Raw genomic sequence first — 25,343 nt, 5'->3', positions numbered from 1 at the left:
GACGTCGGCTCAGCAAGGATTGATGTTGACTGACCCGCCGCTTTCGCGAGCAAGCCCGCACACAGTTCGATGGTGGGGTGTCAGGTAGATCAGCATCGGCTGGCAGGCCTTTATCGCAGGCAAGCCAGCTCCCACAATGGGGCCGCTAAGGAAAATCCGATTCTGCCACATGCCATTAATATGACCCTATCCCCCCGCCCCCGACTAGCGTAAAAAAGTGCCCCTCACTCCGTGAAACTAGAGGCCTGTTATGCCTGTCGCCGTGATTGATGGACAACCGCTGCACTATATCGACCAGGGCGCCGGCCCCGTCGTGCTACTGGGTTCGAGTTACCTGTGGGCCAGCGACATGTGGGCGCCGCAGATTGAAGCGCTGTCGCGGCAATACCGCGTGATCGTCCCCGAGTTGTGGGGCCACGGTGAGTCCGGGCCGTTGCCAGCAAACACCCATTCCCTGGATGACCTCGCCCGCCAGGCCCTGGCGCTGCTGGATCACCTGAGCATCGAGCAAGCCAACCTGGTGGGGCTCTCGGTCGGCGGCATGTGGGGCGCACGCCTGGCGCTGCTGGCTCCCGAGCGCATCAACAGCGTGGTGCTGATGGACACCTACCTAGGGGCTGAACCCGAAGCAACGCGCCAGTACTATTTCTCGCTGTTCAAGATGATTGAAGACGCCGGGGCGATCCCCGAACCGTTGCTGGATGTGATCGCACCGATCTTCTTCCGCCCGAACATCGACCGCGAATCCGCGCTGTACCAGGACTTTCGCCAGTCACTGCAAGGCTTCCCCAAAGAACGCTTGCTGGACAGTATCGTGCCACTGGGCCGCCTGATCTTCAGCCGCAAAGACATCTTGGCGCACTTACCTGCATTGGACTCCGACACCACCCTGGTGATGTGCGGCGAGCAGGACAAACCCCGGCCACCCGCCGAGTCCGAGGAAATGGCCGACCTGATCGGTTGCAGCCTGATCCTGATCCCCGAAGCCGGGCATATCTCCAGCCGCGAGAACCCGGATTTCGTCAACGAGGCGCTGCTGACCTTCCTCGCCAACCACGCCTGATCGCCCTGCCCTCAGATCGCAGCGTCTACGCTGCGATCAAAGGCGGAAATGCCCCACCATCCCCTTGAGTTGCGCGCCCAACTGCGCCAACTGGATGCTCGAGGCGGCATTGCCTTGCATGCTCAACGCAGAATGATCGGCACTCGCCCGAATACTGGTGACACTGCGGTTGATCTCTTCGGCCACCGAGCTTTGCTCCTCGGCGGCGGCGGCGATCTGTTGGTTCATCTGCTGGATCAATGAAACAGCCGCCGCAATGCTGCCCAAGGCCCCTTCGGTCTCCAGTGCATCACTGACCGCCAGTTTCACCAGCTCGCCACTCTGCTGGATCTGCTGCACCGAGGACTGCGCCGCACTGCGCAGCGTGCTGACCAGCCGTTCGATTTCCTCGGTCGATTGTTGGGTGCGCTTGGCCAGTGCCCGCACTTCATCGGCCACCACCGCAAAGCCACGCCCCTGCTCACCGGCACGCGCCGCCTCAATCGCAGCGTTCAAAGCCAGCAAGTTGGTCTGTTCGGCCACGCTCTGGATCACGCTCAAGACGGTACCTATATTCTGGATTTGCGCGCTGAGGCTTTCGATGCTGGCGCTGGCACTGTTGCTCGACGTCGCCAGCAATTCGATACGCTGAAGGCTCATGCGTACCACCTGTTGGCCGCTATCGACTTTGGCATCCGCGGTCTGCGCGGCTTGGGCCGCCTGCTCGGCATTGCGTGCCACATCGTGCACCGTGGCGGTCATCTGGTTCATCGCCGTGGCGACTTGCTCGGTTTCGTCCTTCTGGTTGCTGACTTCGGCAGTGGTTTGCTCGGTGACGCTGGACAATGAATGCGCGGAGCTGGCGAGCTGTTCGATCCCCGCCTGCAACCCGCTGACCATCTGGCTCAAGCTATTGCCCATCTGCTGCATCGCCTGCATCAACTGGCCGATTTCATCACGACGGCTGATCTCCATGCGCCCACTCAGGTCACCCGAGGCGATCTGCTGGGCCACGGCGATCACCGCGCGCAACGGCGCAACAATCAAGCGAGTGATCACCCATGCAGCGATCAAGCCCACCAGCAGCGCCAGGGCGGATGAGCCGATGATCAGCAACGTGCTGTGCTGCAACTGTGTTTGCATGGACTGGTCTTCGGCGGCATACGCCTGGTTGACCCGGCTGACCACTTGCTCGGCGCGGTCATGCAATTGCGTGTAGACCACTTTTTCCTGGGCCAGCAGCCCGGTGTATTCGCCGAGCTTTTCACTGAACGACGCGATATGCCCGGCGACTTCGTTGAGCACGGTCTGGTAGCCGGGGTCCTTGACCGTGGTTTTGAGTGTCTCGACTTCAGCCAGGGCCTGGTCGGCTTGCTCGATCTTGCCCTGCGCGGCGTCGTCTGCGTCCGCCCTGCGGCTCTGATCCAGGCGCACCCGCGCTTCGTTCATGGCCTGCAACATCAGCCGCGACACCTGGCTGACCTGCCCTGCCTGCTCGATAAACGCCGCGCCCTCCTTGCCTTGGCTTTCCTTGAGGCCATAGGCGCCGTCGTCCGCCAGCCCGGCTTGCAGCACATCCAGGTTATTGGCCACGCTGGACACCGACCAACTGGCCATTTCCAGGGCGAGGTCTTTGGTCTGGGTCAACTCGACGAACTCATCGAATGCCTGGCGATAGGCGACCAAAGCTTGCTCAACATCACCCATCACTCGCTCGTTGCTGGCGGACCGTGCCTTGAGACGCGTGGCCTGGGCCATCAGCGCATCGACACTGGCATGCAGGGCCTCAACGGCCTTGGGGTCGGCGTGCAACGCATAGTCTTGCTCGATCAAGCGCACCTTGAGCAGGTCGCTGTTGAGCGTCGACATCGACGTAAGGCCCTCGAAGCGCTGGCCGATGGTCTGCAGGGACCACACACCGATGGCCGCTACCAGGGCCGTCAACAGCAGTACCAGGGTAAAACCCAAGCCGAGTTTTTTTGCCATACCGAGGTTGGCGAAACGTCGTTGCACGCCCGAAATCATTGCACTTGATCCTCTTGCGATGGCAAATGCCATAAGCCAGGTTTACAAGCAGCGAGATTCGCAACCCCGAGGCACTGAGCACAAGCCGCTGGCGCCGGAATAATGGCAAAAAGCTACATGTGCGTCGTTTTCAGAATGGTCGAGGTCGATCTCGCTGCACCCATAGCGCGGAACAGCGTCAATGCGCGTTGATCAGCGGCGTAGGCCACATTGATGCGCAGCCATTCGCTGCGCTCACCCGTGGGGCTGAACAACGCACCCGGCGACAGCAACACACCCAGCCGCTGGGCGCAGGCTTGCAATCGCAAGGGGTCGGCCAAGCCTGGTCGTGCCCACAGGAACATCCCGCCCGCGGGTGCGGCAAATACCTGCCACTCTTCATCCTCCAGCACCTGCAGAGTGGCAGCCATCTGCGCAGTCAGGCGCTTGCGCAGGCGCTGCATCCACTTACGGTAAGTGCCGTTACTCAGCAACGTCGCCACCATGGCTTCGGCAAACCGTGAGGTGCCGATGCCTGTCAGGGTCTTGAGCTGGACCAATTGCGTGATGATCGCGGCATTGGCGCACAGGTAACCCACGCGCAGGGCACTGCTCAGTGTCTTGGAAAAGCTCGACACATAGATCACCCGCTCATCATGGGCAAGCGCCGACAAGCGTGTGCAACTGGCATGTTGCAGGTCGCCGTAAACGTCCTCTTCGATAATCAGGAAGTCGCGCTCGCGTGCCAACTCCAACAAGCGCTCCGCCACCGGACGACTCAAACTGGTCCCCGTGGGGTTGTGATACAGGCTGTTGATGAACAGGCACTTGGGCCGGTGGGTGTGCAGCAGCGCTTCCAATGCCGGAATATCCGGGCCACCACGGGTGCGCGGCACTTGCAGCAGCGTAACGCCCTGAAAGGCCAGTTGGCGATAGAGATTGCCATACCCGGGTATCTCGACCACCACCTTATCACCTGGCTTGAGCAGCGTGCGTATCAGCAGGTCCTGGGCATGGCTGGCGCCGTGGGTGGTGAGAATACGGTCCAGGCTGGTGGGCACGTGTATCTGGGTCAGGCGTTTGAGCAGTTGTTCGCGCAACGCCGGCAACCCCAAGGGTGTGCTGTAGTTGAACAGGCCGCCAGTGTCGGTACGGCTCAGTTCGCGGATCGCGTAGTTGATGTCATCGCTTTCGCGCCAAGTGTCGGGTAACCAACCGCAGCCCAACTTCAGCTCGCCCAGCGGGCTATCGGTAAATGCACCCCAGCCTTGTTCCGCACCTTCATACCAATGGTTTTCGTGGACCGTCGTGGGTGACGCCACCACAAACCCCGAGCCATGTCGGGGGGCCAGCAGCCCCTGGGCCACCAATCGTTCGAATGCCTCGATCACACTGGCCTGGCTCAGCAGGTTATCGAGGGCCAATTGGCGAATGGACGGCAAGCGTGTGCCAGGGCTCACCCCCTCCTTGCGAATCCATTCTGCCACCGCGCTGACGATCTGCTGAACAACCGGTACCAGGGCTTGTCGATCGATCCCTAAATCCATGAGCCACTCACTTCAACTGTCTGTTAACCCAAAACAGTTAAGCACAGAAGCTCAGTAAAACCGGCCGCCAACTTTTATTAAAGTATTGATTTTATTGGGTTATTTACCTAGTGAAACATATTCGGGCGCAGCCCACTGCCCGCCATGGAAACGCCCCACAGCACCTGGCTCTGTTTTCGAATGCCACGCGACCTGCCGTCCTAGATCGCTGTCGCGCCGCCGTCCACCGCCAGGGCCTGACCGGTGGTAAATGCTGCGCCATCACTGCACAGGTACAACACGGCGCTGGCGATTTCCTCAACCTTGCCAATGCGTCCGACCGGGTGCATGGCGGCGGCAAACTCAGCCTTGCGTGGGTCGGCCTCATAGGCGCGGCGAAACATGTCGGTATCAATCACGGCCGGGCAGACCGCATTCACGCGGATTTTCTTCTTCGCATACTCGATGGCCGCCGACTTCGTCAGCCCGATCACCGCATGCTTGGACGCCGCATAGATGCTCATCTTCGGTGCCGCCCCCAACCCCGCCACCGATGCGGTGTTGACGATGGCCCCACCGCCCTGGGCCAACAGCAACGGCAGCTGATACTTCATGCACAGCCACACGCCTTTGACGTTAACCCCCATGATCGCATCGAACTCATCAAGACTGCCGTCGGCCAGCTTGCCCTTCTCGATCTCGATGCCGGCGTTGTTGAAGGCGTAGTCCAGGCGTCCATAGGTGGCGACGGTCTGTGCCATCAATTGCTGCACGTCCGCGTCGAGCGTGACGTTGCAGCGCACAAATATCCCTTCGCCACCAGCCTGGTGGATCAATGCCACAGTGCCCTCACCTCCCGCCACATCAAGGTCAGCGACCACCACCTTCAAGCCTTCGGCGGCGAATGCCAGCGCGGTGGCGCGGCCAATACCAGCGGCGGCGCCGGTCACCAAGGCGACCTGGCCGGAAAACGTCATGCTCATGGGAACTGTCCTGTGGGGTTAGTAGCGATGGAGCGAGTCTAGCCAACGCCGGGAGCCGCACGTCAGCACTATCAGAAGGCCGGTTGGCGCTGCATGAATCGCAGTGATAAAGCGGACCGGCTGATTATCAATGAGGCCTATTGCCGGGCATTCGCCTGCGCCGCACACCCTTGCCCTTCTGCCACTGAGGGTCTATCACTCATGTTCCATTTCTAAAGAGTCCTTGCCATGACCGCCCAGACCAACCGCCAATTTCTGCTCGCCAAACGCCCGGTCGGTGCCGCCACGCGCGAGACCTTCACTTACCAGGAAGTACCGGTGGGCGAACCCCAGGAAGGCCAGGTGCTGGTGCGCAATGAATACCTGTCCCTCGACCCGGCCATGCGTGGCTGGATGAATGAAGGCAAGTCCTACATCCCACCAGTAGGCATCGGCGAAGTGATGCGCGCCCTGGGCGTAGGCAAGGTGATTGCCTCGAAGCATCCGAACTTCGCGGTGGGGGACTACGTGAACGGTGCACTGGGCGTGCAGGATTACTTCCTTGGCGAGCCCCGTGGTTTCTATAAGGTGGACCCCAAGCTAGCGCCCCTGCCCCGCTACCTGTCCGCCCTGGGCATGACCGGCATGACGGCGTACTTTGCCCTGCTGGACACCGGCGCACCGAAAACCGGTGACACCGTGGTGATCTCTGGTGCTGCCGGTGCCGTGGGTAGCATCGCCGGGCAGATCGCCAAGCTCAAAGGCTGTCGCGTGGTGGGGATCGCCGGTGGCGCCGAAAAGTGCAAGTTCCTGGTGGATGAGCTGGGCTTCGACGCCGCCATCGACTACAAAAACGAAGACGTGCCCGCCGCCCTCAAGCGCGAGTGCCCCAAAGGCGTGGACGTGTATTTCGATAACGTCGGCGGGGATATTCTCGACGCCGTGCTCAGCCGCCTGGCGCTCAAAGCCCGCGTAGTGATTTGCGGCGCAATCAGCCAGTACAACAACAAGGAAGCGGTCAAAGGTCCGGCCAACTACCTGTCATTGCTGGTCAATCGTGCGCGCATGGAAGGCTTTGTGGTGATGGACCACGCGGCGAACTTCGCGGCGGCGGGCCAGGAAATGGCCGGCTGGATGGCCCAGGGCAAGCTCAAGAGCAAGGAAGATATTGTCGAAGGGCTGGAGACATTCCCGGAAACGCTGATGAAGCTGTTCAATGGCGAGAACTTCGGGAAGTTGGTGCTCAAAGTCAGCTGAAACAACACAAAAACAAATGTGGGAGCTGGCTTGCCTGCGATGCAAGCAACTCGGTTTCTAAGTGATACCCAGTTGATACTATCGCAGGCAAGCCAGCTCCCACATTTTTGCTCACTCTAAAAATCAGGCGATCTCGGCGACGACCGCTGCCAACGCCTTGGCAGGATCCGCCGCCTGGCTGATCGGACGGCCAATCACCAGGTAATCCGAGCCCGCATCCAGGGCCTGGCGTGGGGTCAGGATGCGGCGTTGGTCATCCTGGGCGCTGCCGGTGGGACGGATACCCGGTGTCACCAGTTGCAACGACGGGTGAGCGTTCTTCAAGGCCTGGGCTTCCAGGGCCGAACACACCAGGCCGTCGAGGCCGGCTTTCTGCGCCAGGGCTGCCAGGCGCAACACCTGAACCTGCGGCTCGATATCCAGGCCAATACCTGCCAGGTCTTCACGCTCCATGCTGGTGAGCACGGTTACACCGATCAACAACGGTTTTGGGCCGCTGCGCTGTTCCAGCACTTCGCGGCAGGCGCTCATCATGCGCAGGCCACCGGAGCAGTGCACATTGACCATCCACACGCCCATCTCGGCCGCGGCTTTGACGGCCATCGCCGTGGTGTTGGGGATGTCATGGAATTTCAGGTCCAGGAACACTTCGAAGCCTTTGTCACGCAGGGTGCCGACGATTTCCGCCGCGCAACTGGTAAACAGTTCCTTGCCGACCTTGACCCGGCAAAGCTTGGGGTCCAACTGGTCAGCCAGCTTCAGTGCGGCGTCACGGGTGGGGTAATCCAGGGCGACGATGATAGGAGTCTGGCAGACGGACATTGGAATGGGCTCTCAGGCAAGTCGAAATCGGCGCGGATTGTAGCGCAAGCAGCGCCGTTGCGGGATCCGATGATCGGTAAATACTGATCAAGCGCCCAATACCGGCGATTCAGAGCAATTGTTTCAACCCCGATACATTCACGACACGCCCCCAATACGCCGCCCGGCTAGCCTCGCGCACATGACCGTCCGCCCAGCACTTCCAGCCCTGGAACTGGGCGCCTATGCTGACAGCCACACTCAGGCAGATGACCTCGCTATGCATACCCCTTGCGACCCTGTAAACGAAGCGCCAAAAGACGCGGTGATCGCCGAAGACAAGCGCTGGAATACTCGCGCGCTGATTGTCGACGACGACGTGCCGATCCGCGAACTGCTGATCGACTACCTGGCACGCTTCAATATTCTCGCCTCGGGCGTCACCGACGGCACCGCCATGCGCCAGGCCATGCAAGCGGAGACCTTCGATGTGGTGGTGCTCGACCTGATGCTGCCGGGCGAAGACGGGCTGACATTGTGCCGCTGGCTACGCGCCGAGTCGGATATTCCGATTTTGATGCTCACCGCCCGCTGCGAACCTACCGACCGCATTATCGGCCTGGAACTGGGCGCCGATGACTATATGTCCAAGCCGTTCGAGCCGCGGGAGTTGGTCGCGCGTATCCAGACCATCCTGCGCCGGGTGCGTGATGACCGCACCGAACAGCGGGCCAATATCCGTTTCGACACTTGGCGCCTGAACAGCGTGCTGCGCCAGCTGGTGGCCGATGATGGCCTGGTGGTGCCGTTGTCCAACGCCGAGTTTCGTTTGTTGTGGGTGTTTATCGAACGCCCCCGCCGTGTGCTGAGCCGCGAACAGCTGCTGGACGCGGCCCGTGGGCGCTCCATCGAGGCCTTTGATCGCAGCATCGACCTGCTGGTGTCGCGCCTGCGCCAGAAGCTGGGGGATGACCCCAAGGCTCCGCAATTGATCAAGACCGTACGCGGCGAAGGCTACCTGTTCGACGCCCGGGATATCGGTTGATGCGCGCGCCCTTCAACACGCTGTTCGGGCGACTGTTCGGCCTGTTGCTGGTGGCGATTGTGCTGGCCCATGTGCTGGCGTTCTTCTGGTTCCACCACTACGGCCCGCCGCCACCACCCCGCGCGGCCTTCGTCGAACAACCAGATGGCAGCCTCACGCCCTTGCGCAAAGCGCCTCGCCCCTGGTTCGGCGGCCCGGTGGTGCCCCTGACATTTCAATTTATCTCGCTGATCATCGCTGCCTGGTACGGCGCCAAACTGCTGAGCCGGCCAATCCAGCGCCTGAGCGCAGCGGCCGAGCGCCTGAGCGTCGACCTCGACAGCCCGCCCCTGGTGGAAACCGGCCCTCGCGAAGCACGCCAAGCGGCCTCGACCTTCAACCTGATGCAAAAGCGCATCCGCGAACAAGTCAGCCAGCGCGCACGCATGCTCGGCGCGGTCTCCCACGACCTGCGCACCCCGCTCTCGCGCCTCAAGTTGCGCCTGGAACAAATCGAAGACCCCAAGCTGCAAGGCCAGATGCGCCAGGACCTGGACGACATGATCGGCATGCTCGATGCCACCTTGAGCTACCTGCACGAACAGCGCACCAGCGAGACACGGCATTGGCTCGATGTACAGGCGTTGGTGGAATCCCTGAGTGAAAACGCCCAGGACCAAGGCCGCGACGTGCAGTTTGCCGGCACCTGTACACCGTTGCAGGTACAGCCGATGGCCCTGCGTTCATGCCTGAACAATTTGATCGATAACGCCCTGCGCTATGCCGGCACCGCCCGGGTGGAACTGGCCGACAGCCGCGGTGCGTTGGTAATCCGGGTGATCGACCACGGCCCGGGAATCGCCGCCGATAAGCGCGAAGCGGTGTTCGAGCCTTTCTTTCGCCTGGAAGGGTCGCGCAACCGCAATTCCGGAGGGGTCGGTTTGGGGATGACCATTGCCAGGGAGGCCGTCGAGCGACTCGGCGGCCACCTGAGCCTGGAAGATACACCGGACGGTGGGTTGACGGCGGTGATGTGGTTGCCGAGGGGGTGAAGTATCCAATTACACAACCATGGCACGACGCCGCACCTGTGGGAGCTGGCTTGCCTGCGAAAGCGGTAGTGCAGTCACAGATGCGGCGACTGACACACCGCCTTCGCGGGCAAGCCCGCTCCCACAGGGGATCTTCGCCTAACTGACTGAAATGAGGGCAATCTCCCTTCCACAGCTACAGTGCCGCACCACAGTTAGGTACACCCATCAGTTACACGGTTTGTCTTCACGACGCACTTGCGCCTGGCTCGCGCTCCAGTCTGTCAACAGGCTGTAGGCCACCGCCAGCAACGTCGGGCCAATAAACAGGCCGATAAAGCCGAACGCTATCAACCCGCCAAATACACCCAACAACACAATCACCAACGGCAGGTTGCCGCCACGGCTGATCAGGTACGGCTTGAGCACGTTATCCACGCCGCTGATCACGAACGTGCCCCACACGCCCAGGAATACCGCGTAGGTGTAGTCGCCCTTCCACGCCAGCCACGCCGTGGCCGGGATCCACACCAGCGGCGGCCCCATGGGAATAAGGCTAAGCAGGAAAGTCACGATACCCAGCACCAGCGCGCCCGGTACGCCGGCGATCAGAAAGCCGATCAGCGCCAGCAGCGCCTGGGCCGCAGCGGTGCCGATCACACCATTGACCACTCGCTGTACCGTGCCAGCCACCAGTTCGATGTAATAGCCGGCGCGTTCGCCGATCAGGCGCTCCAACAGGCGGTGCACAAACATCGCCAGGCGCGGCCCGTCACGGTAGAAAAAGAATACGAAGACCAGGCTCAGGGTCAGCTCGAGAATGCCGCCGCCAATTTGCGCACTGCGCGCCAACAACCAATTGCCGACCTGGCCCAGGTACGGCTTGATGCTCACCATCAGCGCCGCGCCTTGTTGATCAATGCTGTCCCAGGTCGCCACCAGGCGCTCGCCTACGAAGGGGATCGACCCCAACCAGGTCGGCGCCTCGGGCAAGCCGTCGACCTGGATGTCCTTGATCAGCGCCACCGCATCACGCACATGGTCCGCCAGGTTGAACCCCAGCCATACCAATGGCACCGCCACCAGCAACATCCAGCCCAACGTCAAGATGCCAGCGGCCAGGGACTCCCGGCCGCCGAGCCAACGGGTGAGCAAACGCATCAGCGGCCAGCTGGCAAATGCCAGCACCGCGCCCCAGAACAGCGCCGACCAGAACGGCGCCATGACCCAGAAGCTGGCACCAAACAGCACCAGCAGCAGGATTTGCACCAGCAGGCGATCGTTATTGAGCATCGGGTATCTCGAGAAGAAGGCTGTAGGAAGAGAGCTTAGGCGAACGGCGCGGGTCCGTTCGCCCGTGTGATGCTTAGCGTATCAGATGCAGATGCAGCCCTTGGGTTTCACCGGCGCCGGTTTCCAGACGGGCGGTGCGCACGCCCTTCTCCACCAGCGCCTGGCGCCAGGCCTCGGTGTGCGGCCCGCTCAGGCTCACGCGCAGGGTGGTGTCGAGGTTCAAGGCACGGGATATCAAGGTCAGCCAGGTGTCATCAGGCTCGGCGCCCAGCGCGGGGAAATCCAGCTCGCCGGTGCTTTTGAGTTCACGCAGCAGGGTGGCCGAGGTGGGCAGCAGGTTGCCCAGAGGCGCGCTGGCGTCGAGTTGCTCCACATGCAGGTAGGCGCGACGGTTACCGCGGGTAATGCCATACAGCGCGACCAGGGAATTGTCCTGCGGGGCGGCCAGGCGAAGCAGCAGGTACTCCTGTTGGCCGTCGGCGCCCACTAGCTTGGCGTTACCAAACACCTCGTTGGCCCACAGGCTGCTTTCGCCACAATCGCGGGCCTTGCACCAGAACAACAACTGCGCGCCCTTGGCCTGCAAGGCTTCGCGTGTTGCGGTAAAGGCGGCGCTGGAGCTGTGTTCGGCGGGTAGTTCATAGGTGATGGCAGTGGCTGGGCCGCGTGCGATGGCCTGGCCTTCGTAGCGCAACTGGCCGCTGATCTTGCGGATTGCGCCCATGGGGTAGATGCGTTCCTTGTCTTCAGCAGGGCGGTAATCGACGATTTGCGCATCAACCTGACGGGCTACCGCCGGTAAATCCTGGCTGCCGGGCAGATCGGCGGCAAATACCAGGGGGCTGAAACAGCAAAGGCCTAGGGCACGGATACATCCTTTACCCAGGCTCATCGGATCAGCGAGCCCTGGCCAATGTTGGTCACAGCGATATCGAGTGTGTTCATGGTTGACTCCCTTTCAATCCGCCCAGCCTCGGCAGTTGACCCCGCCAAGTCAAGGCGTGGAGAAGAACCGATTGAAACAGTCTGCAACAAGAGCTGCACCGGGCTCGTCATTCAGGTGTAAATGATGGCCGCCTGGCAGCGTGGTAATCGTGAAAGGTAGCTGAGAAAGCAATTCGGAATGTTTCGCCAGCATGCCGTCAGCCGCGACCACCAACTGCGTAGGGCACCCTACCCTTCGCACGAAAGCCATGGCCTGTTCATCGGTCAGGCGCATCGGCGACGCCAGGGTCAGGCGGCTATCGCTGCGCCAAGTGTAACCGCCCGGCACCGGCATCAAACCGCGCTGGGCCAGGAGTTGCGCCGCTTCACGGCTGACCGCCACCACGCCTTTCATCCGCGCCTCAACGGCCCGATCAAGGCTGTTGTAGACGGGTTTGCGCTTGTCCTGCAGGCTCAATTGCGCCTGCAACGCCATGCCCAGGCGCTCGGCCGCGTTCTCGCCGCTGGCGGTCGGTGGGATCACGCCGTCGATCAGGCCCAGGTGTGTCACCCGCTCCGGCAAGGCCCCGGCCAACACCAGGGAGACTATGGCGCCAAGGGAGTGGCCAAGTAATGCAAAACGTTTCCAGCCCAGTTGCTCGGCCACCTGCAGCACGTCGTAGACGTAATCCCACAAGGCATAACCGGCGCCAGCCGGGCGGTGCGCCGAATGCCCATGCCCCGCCATGTCCAGGGCGACGATGCGCAACCCGTGCAACTTGGGCGCCAGGCGCGCAAAGCTGTTGGCGTTGTCCAGCCAGCCATGCAAAGCAATCACCGGCAGCCCATCCTCGGCCCCGAACAGATGCGCGGCCAATTCGATGTGCGGCAAGCTCAGGCGAACCTCTTCGACAGGCGTACTCATGCGCAACTGCGCTCGCGGGCCTGCCAGCGGGCGAACAGGTTTTTGATCAAGGCAGCGGTGTCCTGGGGGCGTTCAAGAGGGAACATATGGCCCCCGGGCATGGTGAGCATTTCGCCCATGGGCAAGCGGTCGACACCGCTGGCATGGTGACGCATCACCACCCGGCTCTGGCGGCCACGCACCACGGCCAGCGGCACCTTCAACTGGCGCACCTGGCCCGGGCTGGTGTGGGGCACGCCGCGATAGATGCTGATTTCGGTGGCTGGGTCGAACCGCAGGCGCAGGCGATCGCCCACTTGCTGCAGACCATGTTGCAGGTACGCGTCAAAGCAATCGGGGTCAAAGCCACGGAACAGGGTCTTGCCGGCGAAATAGCTGCGCGCGGTGTCCAGGTCGGTGAATTCTTCGCGCCGGCCAAGCGTGCGCCCAGCCGGGGTGAGGCGGTCGATAAAACCAAAGCGCTTGGCAGCGCGGATCACCCAGCGGTCTGCGCGGGTGAGCACCGGCGAATCCAGCATCACCACGCCCCGGTACAGGTGCGGGCAGCGCATGGCCGCGTGCAAATGCAGCACGCCTCCCAGGGAATGGCCAACGCCCCATACCGGTTCTGGCTGCTGCTCCAGATGGTGGATCAGTTCGTCCACCAGGTTCTGCCAGTTATCATCCACCGGGAACCTGGGGTCGTGACCGTGCTGCGGCAGATGTGCCACCGCATATTCCGGGGCCAGGGCGGCAAACAGCTTGCCGTAAGTGGCCGAAGGGAAGCCATTGGCGTGGGTAAAAAACACGTGCTGCGACATACAGGTTCCATCAACAAAAACAGAGGGGGATTGTCACCATGGCCGGCCTCTACAGCAATGACTGTAACTGCCAGGAATGATGACACTCACGCCACGCCTATCGCGCCGGCGGTTGTTCACCCAGCGGCACCACGGCCATGGTCAGGCGCGAGACACAACTGGCCTTGCCCTCGTCGCTGCTCAAACGGATGTCCCACACTTGGGTAGTGCGCCCGATATGAATAGCCTTGGCCACCGCCGTCACCCGACCGCTGCGCACACCGCGCAGATGGTTGGCGTTGACCTCCAGGCCCACGCAATAGAACTTGCTTGCATCAATGCACAAGTAGGCGGCCATGGAGCCGACACTTTCGGCCAGCACCACCGAGGCCCCGCCGTGCAGCAGGCCGTAGGGCTGATGGGTGCGGTGGTCGACCACCATACTGGCGGTAAGGGATTCGTCGTCGAAGCTTTCGAAACGAATATCCAGCATTTCACCGATGGTGTTTTTCTGGATCGCGTTGAGGTGTTCGATATTCGGTTGGGTACGCCACAGGCTCATACGGTTGTCCTTGTTGGTTTTATTACGACCCTAATCCTGCCACAGAACGGTTTCGGCGCGCGCGCTCCATGCTTGCAATTGTGGCCCGTACGTCGACTCGATCACGTTGCGTTTGATCTTCAAGGTCGGCGTGAGAAAACCGTTTTCCACCGCCCAGTGGTCTTTCACCACCACCAATTGCCCCATGCGTTCGTGCTTGTCCAGGCCCGCGTTCACCTGTGCCAGCCAGCGTTCAAGACCACTGCCGAGGGCTTGGCGGTCCTCGCCGGGTGCCGACAACACGCACAGCCCTATCGGCGCGCTGAGCCCCTCGCCGACCACACACACCTGTTCGATACGTGCATGTTCGGCCAGGCGGTTTTCAATCGGCGCCGGGGCCACGTATTTGCCTTTGCTGGTCTTGAAAATTTCCTTGAGGCGTCCGGTCAGGCGCAGGCGACCGTCCGCGTCCTGCTCGCCCTTGTCACCCGTGCGCAGGAAGCCATCTGCGGTGAGCGTATCCGCGGTTTTCTGAGGGTCCTTGAAGTAGCCCAACATGGTCGCGCCACTGTGTACCTGCACTTCGCCTGACGGGTCGATACGCACTTGCACGCCTGGGCAGGGCTGGCCGATCCAACCAAGCGTTTGCCCACCTGGGCGACACACATGGGAATAGCCGCAGTTTTCGGTCATGCCATATACCTCCAGCACATCCAGGCCCAGGCGCTGATACCAACGCAGCAACGCCTCGGGCACCGGCGCCGCGCCGGAAAGAGCGATACGCAGCGCATCCAGCCCCAGACCGGCGAGGACTTTATGGCCGACGCGCTTGCCGATAAAAGGCAGGCTTAACAGCATATCGAGCCTTTTTTCCGGGATTTTGGCGTAGACGCCCAGTTGGAATTTGGTCCAGATGCGCGGCACGCCAAACAAGGCCGTCGGCCGCGCCCTGCGCAAATCGGTCAGGAAGGTCTCCAGGCTCTCAGCAAAAAAAACGGTTTGCCCGGTATAGATCGACGCCATTTCCACAAACATTCGCTCCGCCACATGGCACAGCGGCAGGTACGACAGCAACCGGTCATCCTCTCCCAGGCCAAACAACTCAGTACCGCGCGTGGCAGCACACCCCAAGGCGCCGAAACTGTGCATCACCCCTTTGGGCAGGCCGGTCGTGCCGGAGGTGTAGATGATGGTAGCCAGGCTGTCGGCATCCGGTAGCGGGTTGTCCTGAATCGGCGAGCAGGCTTGCAGGTTCGCCCAGTTGAAATCGAAAGCCCCGTCAGGACACAGCGGCAGGCTGATAGTCGGGACACCCGCAGGGATGCCAGGCGCCATCGCCGACCAATCATCAAGCTTGCCGATCAGCGCCAACCGCGCCTGCGAGTGAGTCAGCACATGGGCGACTGAGTCCGCGGTGAGGTTGGGATAAAGCGGCACCGACACATGCCCGGCCATCCAGATCGCCAGGTCGGCGATGATCCAGTGGGCGCAGTTTTTTGAAATCAGCGCAATGTGCGAGCCCTGGGGCAACTCCCGCGCACGCAGCCAGTGCGCAGCGCAACGGGCCTGGTGGCCGACATCGCCCCAGGTGAGGGCCTGCACCTCACCGCCGCCGATGGGCTGAACGAGGAAGACTTTGCGCGGGTGCCGCGCTTCACGCTCGAAGAAGACCTGCAACGGCAAACGAAAAGCGACAGGCATGGGACGCGCTCCTTTGTGATCCGAGATACAGCCGACCAAGCACTTGCTTGGTTGACGGTATAGCACAGGTAAAGGAAATGGCTTGTCGCTAACCACGATGCGAAGCGAGCCGCTCTTGATCTGCTCTTGATCTTGATCTCAGGCGCCCCGTCGAACCACGCTGGCCGGAATTCCGGGTCCTTTTCCAAAAGTGACCCGCCGTTGGGCGGAACTCTAAGTGGCCGTTACCGCAGCAGTGGATATGTACTCGGTATAACAGTGTCGCCTGTCAGGTCGTCATCGCAGGCAAGCCAGCTCCCACAGTTGGATCGCGGGGTGTCAGCGAGATAGGCGTCGGCGGCAGGCTGTCGCGCAGGCAAGCGCCCTCGCCACAGCGTCGCACGATGCCTAGGGATTCTTCACACCCACCAGACTCATCAACCCCGCCAATGGAAAATCACCCTCAAGCTCCGCCAGGCTGGCCGTGTACATCGGCTGTGGCTGACGCTGATGCCCATGCTGCAAAAAACTGATCAGGCTGCCCACCAGCGGTTGGTGGCTGACCAACAGCACGTCGTCATCGCTGTCGAGTTTCTCCAGCACTCGCTGAACATCCCCATCGGGCGTCAGCCACGGCACAGTACGGATTTCGGGCTGAAACCCCAGCACATCGCGCACCAACTGCGCCGTCTGTTGCGCCCTTACATAAGGGCTGGCAATGATGGCGCCCAAGGGCTGGCCAATCAGGTGCGCAGCACTGCGCAAGACTTCGGCACGCCCATGCTCGGTAAGGTTGCGCTCGGCGTCCGTGGGTGCGTGCCCTTCAGCTTCACCGTGACGCAGAATCCATACCTTCATAGCTTCGGCTCTTCATCACGCACCGGGTGCGGTGCCGGCGGTACGCTGTGGGCCGCTTCGCCTTCGGGCGCACGTGGGGTTGGCCAATCGGCGAACGGCCAGGGCTTTTGCTCGGTGTGGAAGCTGCCGAAGCGGCCAATCTGCGCCAGGAACTGGCTGAGGCTGTCGCCAAAGTTCATCAGGCCCAGGTTCGGCGCTCCGTAGACCAGCCGGTAAATCAATTGCACCACCACCAACGCGCCGAGCAGGAATTGCGCCACCTGCCACACCAGCGCAAACACCAGCATCCACAGGATGCGCAAGACAATCGACTCGTATGGGGGGGCAGCTTTGGGATCGTTCATGACGCGCTCCTCAGTTAAAACCACTGGTGGAAATGAAGTCGACATCGGTCTTGGGCTCGGCCCGCATCAGTAACTCGATGACCTGGTTCAAGGTGCGCCCTTCGAACAGGATCGCGTGCAGCCCGGCGACCAGCGGCATGTACACGCCCACTTCCTGGGCCTTGGCCTTCAAAACCTTGAGGGTGTTGACCCCTTCGGCCACTTCACCCAGGCGCGTCACCGCCTCCTCCAGGCTCAGCCCTTGGCCCAGGGCAAATCCAACCTGATAGTTGCGGCTTTTAGGCGATGAGCAGGTGACGATCAAGTCACCCACGCCCGCCAGGCCGAGGAAGGTCATGGGGTTGGCGCCCTGGTTCACCGCAAAACGCGTCATCTCGGCCAGGGCACGGGTGATCAGCATGCTCTTGGTGTTTTCGCCCATGCCCAGGGCCACGGCCATGCCGGCGATGATCGCGTAGACGTTTTTCAAGGCGCCGCCCAATTCGACGCCGAAGCGATCAGCGCTGGCGTAGACCCGGAAAGTACGGCCATGCAGCACCGCCTGGACGCGCTCGCACAAGGCCTCGTCTTCACTGGCGACCACGGTGGCGGTCAACGCGTGCTCGGCGACTTCCCGCGCAAGGTTTGGCCCGGACAGCACGCCAATGCGCGCCTGAGGGGCGATCTCGGTGAGGATTTCACTCATCAACTTGAAGGTGTGGGCTTCGATACCCTTGGTCAGGCTGACCAACAACTTGCCAGCCAGGCGTTCGGCGTGGGGCGCCAATACCGAACGCAAGGCGCTGGAAGGCAGCGCGACGAAGCACAGGTCGCAAGCCGTGAGGGTGTCCAGCAGGTCGGTCACCGGTTCGACGGCAGGATGAATCTTGATACCTTTAAGGTAACGGGGGTTTTCGCGATGCACGCGAATGGCTTCGGCCTGCTCGGGGTCGCGCATCCACTGACGCACCGCGTGGCCGTTCTCGGCCAGCAGGTTAGCCACGGCGGTACCAAAACTTCCGCCTCCCAGGACCGCAATAGGGCGCTGTTCAGTCATATGCAATCCGTTAATCCATACCAGTGGCGATGGCGGCATTATACGGGGCGCCCGGCTTGCGGCCAGCCCCCCTATCAATTCGCGGTTTTGTCAGAAAATGCCACGGGTGTGCGAAGTAAATGCAAGTCCGACGACTGGCAAATAGCCGCGCCTCGGTTAACATGGTCGGCTATCCGCAATTAACAAGGCCGTGCCGTGTATCTAGGCCCTCCTCCTCGCTCATCACTGTTATTGATGCTGGTGTGCGCTACCTGCGCACAGGCCGACGACCTGTTCCTCGACAGCCAGCCGCTCCCCCAGGTCTTGACCGCCACGCGCCTCAAGCAATCGGCCGCCGCCGTGCCCGGCAGCATGACGGTGATCGACAGCGAGCTGATCAAGGCCAGTGGTGCCCGGGACATCTCGGAACTGCTGCGGCTGGTTCCCGGGATGATGGTCGGCTACACCAGCGGCAACCAGGCCTCGGTGAACTACCACGGCACCAGCGCCAGTGATGCCCGGCGCATGCAGGTGTTGATCGACGGGCGCTCGGTCTACCGCGCTGGCCTGGCCACGGTGGACTGGAGCGATATCCCGGTGGCCATGGAGGATATCGAGCGCATCGAGGTCTTTCGCGGCCCCAACACCGTCAGCTACGGCGCCAATGCACTGATGGCGGTGGTGAATATCCTCACCCGCTCGCCGGCCAACAGCCAGGGTTCACGGATAAAGGTGGTCCGTGGCGAACGTGGCATCAATGACTTCTATGCCAGCCAGGGTGTGGGCTGGGAGACCGGCGATTTGCGCTTGTCCCTGTCCGGGCAACAGGACGATGGTTTTGACAGCGACGCAGCCGGCGCCGACCGCCGTGACGGGCGCCGTCTCAACCGTTTCAGCCTGGCGGTGAGCCAGACCTTGAATGGGCAACAAAGCCTCGATTGGCAACTGAACGTCAAGGAAGGCACGAACCAGCGCCCTTATACCTACACCCCGGTGTTTGCCGGGATTACCGAAGGCGGTAGCAATTCCGACGCCACCGCCAAAGACTATGCGGGCTCCCTGCGCTGGAACTTCGACTTCAACCCCGACCACAGCCTGTATATCCAAGGTTCGGCACAGCAATGGGACCGCAAGCAAATCTGGAAAGCCTGTGACGCCAAGGTCTCGTTCAGCCCGGAGCTGACCCAGCTATGGCAGCTCAACCCCAACTATGCCGAACAGCTGGCGCGGCACATGGACACCTACAGCCAAGGCTCCGCACCACCCGGCAGCGCCGCCGAACAGGCCTTGGCCAATCAGGTGCTGGGCCAGTGGCGCAACGGCGCCAACCAGAGCGTGTGCGGCGATATCGACCAGAGCGCCCGTGAAAGCCGCTACGACGTGGAGATTCAGGACACGCTCAGCCTCTCCGACAGCCTGCGCCTGGTCAGCGGCATGAATTACCGCTACGACCGCGCCGACTCCGAGACCTATTTCAATGGCACCTTGGACGACACCACTTGGCGTCTGTTCGGGCATCTGGAATGGCGCGCCAGCGAACACTGGCTACTGCAAGGTGGCGCCATGTACGAAGACACGCACCTGAGCGGCAACTCGCTGACGCCCCGTGTGGCGGTCAATTACCTGATCAACCCCCGCCACGGCTTGCGCGCGGTTTACTCCGAGGCGATCCGCTCGCCGGACATGTTCGAGAACAACGTCAACTGGAGCTACCGTGTCACCAATCTCAGCTCCCCGACCTACGGGCAAAACGCCGGGCAATATTTTGTCGTGACGCGCGGCCCCGGCAACCTCGACAAAGAGTTGATGCGCTCACGCGAGCTGGGCTACAACGGCTTCTTTGCCGAGCTGGGGCTGAATGTCGACGTGAAGCTGTTCTATGACGAAATCACCGACATGATCAGCTCGCCGCTGCGCAACAACCAGTACATCGCCAGTAACGCCAACAGCTCGCGCTTCACCGGTGCCGAGTCACAGTTCGACTGGCGCGTGAGTAGCGCCGACCGCCTGCGCCTGACCTATGCTTATGTAGACGCCACCTCCAGCAACCCGCTGGACAAAGCGCAAACCGCGCGTAACAGCGGCTCGGCCGGTTGGCTGCGTGAATGGGGCCAGGGGTGGTCCAGCGCCTTGTTCTACTATGGCGACGACGCACTCAACCAATATCGCTTCCAGCGGGTCGACCTGCGGGTGGCCAAGCGCATTGCCGTAGGCAAAACCAACGTGGAGCTGGCGGGCATGTTGCAACAACGCCTGGATAACCAACCCACCACCTGGGCGGACAACAACTACGACCATCGCCACGTTCTCTACTTCAGCGCCGAGCTGGACTTCTGACATGGCCGATCAGTCACGGATGACACGCCTCCTGGTTTCACGATTGTGGCGCCGCGGCCTGCTGCTGGCGTGCCTGCTGCTGGCAGCGCCGGCCTGGAGTGCCAGCATCCTGCTCACGGCCGCCGAGGACGGTGCCGGTGTGCGCGCCTTTACTCAGGCCCTTGCCCAACAGCGCCCCAACGACCAGGTCAGCTTTACCCCCCTCAACGAGTTGCCGGCGCCCAGGGACTTGCCCGCCAGCACCCGTTTGATCCTCCTCGACCTGCCCGGCCTCGACTGGCGCCTGCAGGATGCCCAGGGGCCGCCCGCTCTGGTGTTGCGCATCAGCCGCCTCCAGGCCCGGCAACGCCTGGGCAACACGCACCCGGCGAAAATCAGCCTGCTCTGGAGCGACCCGCCGCTGGAGCGTCAGTTGCGCCTGATCGCCCATATCCTGCCCCAGGCCCAGCGCGTTGGCGTGCTTTACGATGCCGGCAGTGAGTTCCTGCTGCGCGAACTGATGCAGGCCGCCAAGCCCATCGGCCTGGAAATCGTGCCCCAGCTCTGGGACAACACCAGTGACAGCCGCCCGTTGCAAAACCTGTTCAAGAACAGCGACGTGCTACTGGGCCTGGACGATCCGAACCTGTACAACCCCAAAACCGTAAAAAACCTGTTGCTGAGCAGTTACGCCCGACAACTGCCGTTGGTGGGGCCCAATGCCGGCTTTGTGCGGGCCGGCAGCCTGGCCAGCACCTACAGCGATCAGGCCGACTGGCTCGCCGTGCTGGACCATCTGCTGGACCAGCCGCCGGCCAATTGGCCGCACACGCTCTACCCTGAACACTTCAAAGTCGTGGGCAACCCGCAAGTCGCACGCTCACTGGGCATCGAACAGGTCGATGAAGTCGCCGTTGCCGCCCGCTTGGCCGAAGGAGAACAACGTCCATGACCTTGCGTCGTCGTTGGGATATCAACACCCGCACCCAGCTCATTACCCTGGGCCCCGCGCTGCTGTTGACCCTGCTGCTCATCACCTTCTTCACCTTTGTGCGCATCCAGGATTTGCGCCAGGAACTGGACCACACCGGTCAATTGATCGCCAACCAGCTGGCGCCCGCCACTGAGTACGGCGTGATTTCCGGCAACAACGACGTGCTTGAATCCCTGCTGCGTGCAACCCTGGCCACGCCCCATGTACGCTTCCTGGAGATCCAGGACAGCGCCGAGAACATCCTGGTGTACGTGGAGCAGCCGTCCGAGCGACATGATCGCTCGCTGTCGGTGAAGGTGTTCCAGGCACCGATCCGCCTGCAACACATCCAGCTCAACAATGACTTTTTCCAGGACAACCTCAACGAACCCAAGGCCCCCCGCGCGGACTACCTGGGGCGGGTGATCGTGGGCATGTCCAATGATGCGTTCAGCCAGCGCCAGCAGGAGATCCTGTTCAAGGCCGGGATCCTGGCCTTGTTCGCCCTGCTGTTTACCTTCCTGCTGGCGCGGCGCTTGTCGGCGAGCCTGTCAAAGCCGATCAGCGCCATGGGGCATGCGGTCAAGGCCATCCAGCAAGGCGATTACAAGACGCCACTGCCCATCGTCGATGACTCGGAACTGGGCGACCTCTCGCGGCATATCAACAACCTGGCCGAGGGCCTTCACCAGGCCAGTCGCGAACAGCAACAAGCCATGGCCCAGTTGATCCAGACCCGTGAAGAAGCCGAGCGGGCGAACAACGCCAAGTCGGATTTCCTGGCGATGATGAGCCATGAACTGCGCACGCCCATGAATGGCGTGCTGGGCATGCTGCAACTGCTGGAAACCACCGAGATGACCGAGGAGCAGACCGAGTATGCGGCGCTGGCTTCGGAGTCTACCGAGCACTTGCTCAAGGTGATCAATGACATCCTCGACTTCTCACGCATTGAACGCGCCGCACTGGAGCTGGAGCATATTCCGTTCAACCTGGCGGACCTGATCAGCAGCTGCGCCCAAGCGTTCCAGCACAGTGCCCAACAGCGCGGGCTGAGCCTGGAGTTGCCCATCCCCATGGGCCTGGAAGCCCTGCGGGTGCGCGGCGACCCGACGCGGATCCGCCAGATTCTGGTAAACCTGATCGGCAATGCATTGAAATTTACCGAACATGGCAGCGTGACCGTCGAGCCCCACTGGCAAACCCTGGACCATGAGTTGCTGTGGTTCACCTGCACCGTGCGCGACAGCGGCATCGGTATTTCTGCCGAACGCCTGGATTTGATGTTCGATGCCTTCCAGCAGGCCGACAGCTCCATTTCCAGGCGTTACGGTGGCACGGGCCTGGGCCTGCCGATTGCGCGCACCCTGGCCGAACGTATGGGCGGCACCTTGCGCGCCCAGAGCGAAGAAGGTCGAGGCTCAGTGTTCACCTTGGAGATTCCGCTGGCCATTGACCAGCAGCATGTGCCGGTCGCCGCTCCTGATGCGCTTGGCAAAGCCAGCGCGGGCGATGGGCGCCACGTACTGTTGGTGGAGGACAACCCGGTCAACCGCACCGTGGTCGAAGCGATGCTGCGCAGCCTGGGCTTCGAAGTCAGCCTGGCCACGGACGGCGCCGAGGCGATCCGCAGCGCCGAGAGCTTGATTTTCACCGCCATCCTGATGGATTGCCGCCTGCCCCTGATTGATGGCTACGAGGCCACGCGGCAGATTCGCCAACTGCCTGGCTGCGCCGATCTGCCGATCATCGCCCTGACGGCCAACGCCTTGCAGGGCGATCGCGAAGCCTGCCTGGCAGCCGGAATGAACGATTACCTGGCCAAGCCGTTCAAACGCACGGATTTGCAGCAAATCCTGCAGCGCTGGGTGCAATAGCGCCGCGCCATCAGCCAACTGCGACTGGCGTGAAAGACGAAAGTGGGGCAGTCTTAGGCACCCGAACGGGCTGATAAACAGGCCCGGTTTAAAATTTCAGTGAACAAGTGTACATTCAGTGCCTTGCCGCTGTGACTTTCACTACAACGCAATAGTCTATGTGTAGGCTGCCGCTATGAGGCATGAACGCTTCATTCGGTTCGGGAAGATTTGCCCTACCCTGCCGCATGGGATTATTGAGGAGCTCGCATGACCAAACAAAACGCCTTTACTCGGGAAGACCTGCTGCGCTGCAGTCGCGGTGAGCTGTTCGGCCCAGGTAACGCGCAACTGCCCGCCCCGAACATGCTGATGGTGGATCGCATCACCCATATCAGCGAAGAGGGTGGCAAGTACGGCAAAGGTGAATTGGTCGCCGAGCTGGATATCACCCCTGACCTGTGGTTCTTCGCTTGCCACTTCGAAGGCGACCCTGTGATGCCAGGCTGCCTGGGCCTTGATGCCATGTGGCAGCTGGTCGGTTTCTACCTGGGCTGGCAAGGCCTGCCGGGCCGCGGTCGCGCCCTGGGTTCGGGCGAAGTGAAGTTCTTTGGCCAGGTACTGCCGAGCGCCAAGAAAGTCACCTACAACATTCAAATCAAGCGCGTCCTCAAGGGCAAGCTGAACCTGGCCATCGCCGACGGTTCGGTGACTGTCGACGGTCGCGAGATCTATACTGCCGAAGGCCTTCGGGTCGGCGTATTTACTTCCACTGACAACTTTTAAGGGTTATCCGCATGCGCCGCGTCGTTATCACTGGTCTGGGCATCGTTTCTTGCCTGGGCAATGACAAAGAGACCGTCACCGCTAACCTGCGTGCAAGTCGCCCTGGCATCCGCTTCAACCCGGAATATGCCGAAATGGGTCTGCGTAGCCAGGTTTCCGGCTCCATTGACCTGCCCCTCGAAGAACTGATCGATCGCAAGATCTATCGCTTCGTCGGCCACGCTGCCGCCTACGCCTACCTGGCCATGAAAGACGCGATCGCGGACTCCGGCTTGAGCGAAGACCAGGTTTCGAACGTACGCACCGGCCTGATCGCCGGCTCCGGCGGCGCATCGACCCTCAACCAGATGGAAGCGCTGGATATCCTGCGCGAAAAAGGCGTGAAGCGCGTCGGCCCTTACCGTGTCACGCGGACCATGGGCAGCACCGTTTCCGCTTGCCTGGCTACGCCATTCCAGATCAAGGGCGTGAACTACTCGATCTCCTCCGCATGCGCCACCAGCGCCCACTGCATCGGGACTGCCGTTGAGCAGATCCAACTGGGCAAGCAGGACATCGTATTTGCCGGCGGCGGTGAAGAAGAGCATTGGAGCCAGTCGTTCCTGTTCGACGCCATGGGTGCATTGTCCACCCAGTACAACGAAACCCCAGAAAAAGCCTCCCGCGCTTACGACGCCAAGCGTGACGGTTTCGTCATCGCCGGCGGTGGTGGCATGGTGGTGGTCGAGGAGCTGGAACACGCCCTGGCCCGTGGCGCGAAGATCTACGCGGAAATCGTTGGCTATGGCGCGACGTCCGACGGCTACGACATGGTTGCGCCAAGCGGTGAAGGCGCCATCCGCTGCATGCAGATGGCAATGTCCACCGTCGACACCCCAATCGACTACCTGAACACCCACGGCACCTCGACCCCGGTCGGCGATGCCAAGGAAATGGAAGGCGTGCGTGCGGTATTTGGCGACAAGGCTCCGAAAATCAGCTCCACCAAGAGCCTGTCGGGTCACTCCCTGGGCGCCGCTGGCGTTCACGAAGCGATCTATTGCCTGCTGATGATGGAAGGCAACTTCATGGCCGGCTCGGCCAATATCGACGAGATTGATCCGGTTGTGGCCGATATGCCGATCCTGACCAAGACCGTTGAAAACGCCAAGATCGACACCGTGATGAGCAACAGCTTTGGTTTTGGTGGCACCAATGCCACCTTGGTACTCAAGCGCTGGCAGGGCAAGTAAGCCCGCAGGTTGATCACACGAAAAAGCCCCGACTGGTTCGGGGCTTTTTTTTGCGTTTGATTTGAAACCGCGTCGCCTTCATCGCAGGCAAGCCAGCTCCCACATTCGACCGTGCTCACCTTGAAGAAACGCGGTCCAGTGTGGGAGCTGGCTTGCCTGCGATTGGGCCAACCC

22 protein-coding genes and 1 pseudogene are annotated in these 25,343 nt (G+C 61.7%); 9 read left to right on the top strand and 14 right to left on the bottom strand.

All coding sequences use genetic code 11. From position 1 onward, the window contains the following. Window positions 1-250 precede the first annotated feature (250 nt). Entirely contained in the window at window positions 251-1,063 is an 813-nt protein-coding gene (locus RHM69_RS00510) for an alpha/beta fold hydrolase (protein ID WP_019816694.1), read from the top strand. A 36-nt stretch (window positions 1,064-1,099) separates the two neighbouring features. Here the strand turns inward: RHM69_RS00510 and RHM69_RS30970 are convergent, their stop codons facing one another. The 4 genes and pseudogenes from RHM69_RS30970 to RHM69_RS00495 all read right to left on the bottom strand — a co-directional run bounded on the left by RHM69_RS30970 (window position 1,100) and on the right by RHM69_RS00495 (window position 5,555). Further along, entirely contained in the window at window positions 1,100-1,942 is an 843-nt protein-coding gene (locus RHM69_RS30970) for a methyl-accepting chemotaxis protein (RefSeq protein ID WP_370706333.1), read from the bottom strand. A 15-nt stretch (window positions 1,943-1,957) separates the two neighbouring features. Then, window positions 1,958-2,185, bottom strand: a pseudogene (locus tag RHM69_RS30965) (HAMP domain-containing protein); the annotation flags it as partial. Window positions 2,186-3,180: 995 nt separating this feature from the next. Beyond that, the gene (locus RHM69_RS00500; RefSeq protein WP_102666801.1) at window positions 3,181-4,593 is read right to left on the bottom strand and encodes a PLP-dependent aminotransferase family protein; all 1,413 of its coding nucleotides are present in this window, start codon (window positions 4,591-4,593) and stop codon (window positions 3,181-3,183) included. A 200-nt stretch (window positions 4,594-4,793) separates the two neighbouring features. After that, window positions 4,794-5,555, bottom strand: a complete 762-nt coding sequence (locus tag RHM69_RS00495; RefSeq protein ID WP_014717758.1) for an SDR family oxidoreductase — start codon at window positions 5,553-5,555, stop codon at window positions 4,794-4,796. A 228-nt stretch (window positions 5,556-5,783) separates the two neighbouring features. Between RHM69_RS00495 and RHM69_RS00490 the strand changes: the two genes are divergently transcribed. After that, window positions 5,784-6,791 carry an NADP-dependent oxidoreductase gene (locus RHM69_RS00490; RefSeq protein WP_014717757.1) on the top strand — a complete coding sequence of 336 codons (1,008 nt, stop codon included), beginning with the start codon at window positions 5,784-5,786 and terminating at the stop codon, window positions 6,789-6,791. 123 nt (window positions 6,792-6,914) lie between these two features. Here RHM69_RS00490 and pyrF read toward each other — a convergent pair whose 3' ends face one another. Next, window positions 6,915-7,613 carry an orotidine-5'-phosphate decarboxylase gene (gene pyrF / locus RHM69_RS00485; protein ID WP_003190068.1) on the bottom strand — a complete coding sequence of 233 codons (699 nt, stop codon included), beginning with the start codon at window positions 7,611-7,613 and terminating at the stop codon, window positions 6,915-6,917. Between the two features lie 259 nt (window positions 7,614-7,872). Between pyrF and RHM69_RS00480 the strand changes: the two genes are divergently transcribed. Next, window positions 7,873-8,637 carry a response regulator gene (locus RHM69_RS00480; protein ID WP_014717756.1) on the top strand — a complete coding sequence of 255 codons (765 nt, stop codon included), beginning with the start codon at window positions 7,873-7,875 and terminating at the stop codon, window positions 8,635-8,637. Further along, window positions 8,637-9,668 carry a sensor histidine kinase gene (locus tag RHM69_RS00475; RefSeq protein ID WP_102666802.1) on the top strand — a complete coding sequence of 344 codons (1,032 nt, stop codon included), beginning with the start codon at window positions 8,637-8,639 and terminating at the stop codon, window positions 9,666-9,668. The genes RHM69_RS00480 and RHM69_RS00475 overlap by 1 nt, the downstream gene beginning before the upstream one ends. Window positions 9,669-9,875: 207 nt before the next feature. Here the strand turns inward: RHM69_RS00475 and RHM69_RS00470 are convergent, their stop codons facing one another. The 9 genes from RHM69_RS00470 to RHM69_RS00430 all read right to left on the bottom strand — a co-directional run bounded on the left by RHM69_RS00470 (window position 9,876) and on the right by RHM69_RS00430 (window position 18,027). Further along, window positions 9,876-10,940, bottom strand: a complete 1,065-nt coding sequence (locus RHM69_RS00470; RefSeq protein ID WP_003190063.1) for an AI-2E family transporter — start codon at window positions 10,938-10,940, stop codon at window positions 9,876-9,878. Window positions 10,941-11,013: 73 nt separating this feature from the next. Further along, window positions 11,014-11,832, bottom strand: a complete 819-nt coding sequence (locus tag RHM69_RS00465) for a DUF4892 domain-containing protein (RefSeq protein ID WP_019816697.1) — start codon at window positions 11,830-11,832, stop codon at window positions 11,014-11,016. A gap of 102 nt (window positions 11,833-11,934) precedes the next feature. Next, the gene (locus tag RHM69_RS00460; protein WP_072435567.1) at window positions 11,935-12,789 is read right to left on the bottom strand and encodes an alpha/beta hydrolase; all 855 of its coding nucleotides are present in this window, start codon (window positions 12,787-12,789) and stop codon (window positions 11,935-11,937) included. After that, window positions 12,786-13,589 (bottom strand): alpha/beta fold hydrolase, encoded by an 804-nt coding sequence (locus tag RHM69_RS00455; protein WP_014717752.1) that lies wholly within the window; start codon window positions 13,587-13,589, stop codon window positions 12,786-12,788. Before RHM69_RS00455 ends, RHM69_RS00460 begins: the two co-directional genes overlap by 4 nt. A 97-nt stretch (window positions 13,590-13,686) precedes the next feature. Then, window positions 13,687-14,130 carry a hotdog fold thioesterase gene (locus tag RHM69_RS00450; RefSeq protein ID WP_014717751.1) on the bottom strand — a complete coding sequence of 148 codons (444 nt, stop codon included), beginning with the start codon at window positions 14,128-14,130 and terminating at the stop codon, window positions 13,687-13,689. A 30-nt stretch (window positions 14,131-14,160) separates the two neighbouring features. Next, a complete protein-coding gene (locus tag RHM69_RS00445; protein ID WP_019816699.1) occupies window positions 14,161-15,810 on the bottom strand; it encodes an AMP-binding protein in 1,650 nt (549 codons plus the stop codon). Between the two features lie 387 nt (window positions 15,811-16,197). Continuing rightward, complete coding sequence (sixA, locus tag RHM69_RS00440; protein WP_014717749.1) at window positions 16,198-16,647, bottom strand: phosphohistidine phosphatase SixA; 450 nt, start codon at window positions 16,645-16,647, stop codon at window positions 16,198-16,200. Further along, window positions 16,644-16,991: a DUF4389 domain-containing protein gene (locus tag RHM69_RS00435; RefSeq protein ID WP_014717748.1), complete on the bottom strand. Its 348-nt coding sequence runs from the start codon at window positions 16,989-16,991 to the stop codon at window positions 16,644-16,646. Before RHM69_RS00435 ends, sixA begins: the two co-directional genes overlap by 4 nt. Window positions 16,992-17,001: 10 nt before the next feature. Beyond that, the gene (locus RHM69_RS00430) at window positions 17,002-18,027 is read right to left on the bottom strand and encodes an NAD(P)H-dependent glycerol-3-phosphate dehydrogenase (protein ID WP_014717747.1); all 1,026 of its coding nucleotides are present in this window, start codon (window positions 18,025-18,027) and stop codon (window positions 17,002-17,004) included. A gap of 195 nt (window positions 18,028-18,222) precedes the next feature. Between RHM69_RS00430 and RHM69_RS00425 the strand changes: the two genes are divergently transcribed. The 5 genes from RHM69_RS00425 to fabB all read left to right on the top strand — a co-directional run bounded on the left by RHM69_RS00425 (window position 18,223) and on the right by fabB (window position 25,169). Then, window positions 18,223-20,343 carry a TonB-dependent receptor plug domain-containing protein gene (locus RHM69_RS00425; protein WP_317147082.1) on the top strand — a complete coding sequence of 707 codons (2,121 nt, stop codon included), beginning with the start codon at window positions 18,223-18,225 and terminating at the stop codon, window positions 20,341-20,343. Window position 20,344: 1 nt separating this feature from the next. Then, complete coding sequence (locus RHM69_RS00420; protein ID WP_014717745.1) at window positions 20,345-21,274, top strand: ABC transporter substrate-binding protein; 930 nt, start codon at window positions 20,345-20,347, stop codon at window positions 21,272-21,274. After that, window positions 21,271-23,172: an ATP-binding protein gene (locus RHM69_RS00415; protein WP_014717744.1), complete on the top strand. Its 1,902-nt coding sequence runs from the start codon at window positions 21,271-21,273 to the stop codon at window positions 23,170-23,172. Before RHM69_RS00420 ends, RHM69_RS00415 begins: the two co-directional genes overlap by 4 nt. A gap of 249 nt (window positions 23,173-23,421) precedes the next feature. Further along, window positions 23,422-23,937 (top strand): 3-hydroxyacyl-[acyl-carrier-protein] dehydratase FabA, encoded by a 516-nt coding sequence (fabA, locus tag RHM69_RS00410; protein WP_003190035.1) that lies wholly within the window; start codon window positions 23,422-23,424, stop codon window positions 23,935-23,937. A gap of 11 nt (window positions 23,938-23,948) precedes the next feature. After that, entirely contained in the window at window positions 23,949-25,169 is a 1,221-nt protein-coding gene (gene fabB, locus RHM69_RS00405) for a beta-ketoacyl-ACP synthase I (protein WP_003190033.1), read from the top strand. The last annotated feature ends 174 nt before the right edge of the window (window positions 25,170-25,343 follow it).

It is taken from the genome of Pseudomonas sp. CCI1.1, assembly GCF_034348165.1.
GTDB lineage: Bacteria > Pseudomonadota > Gammaproteobacteria > Pseudomonadales > Pseudomonadaceae > Aquipseudomonas > Aquipseudomonas paracarnis.
Note: the sequence above shows the minus strand (reverse complement) of the source record. Positions and strands in the feature narration are given on the sequence as shown.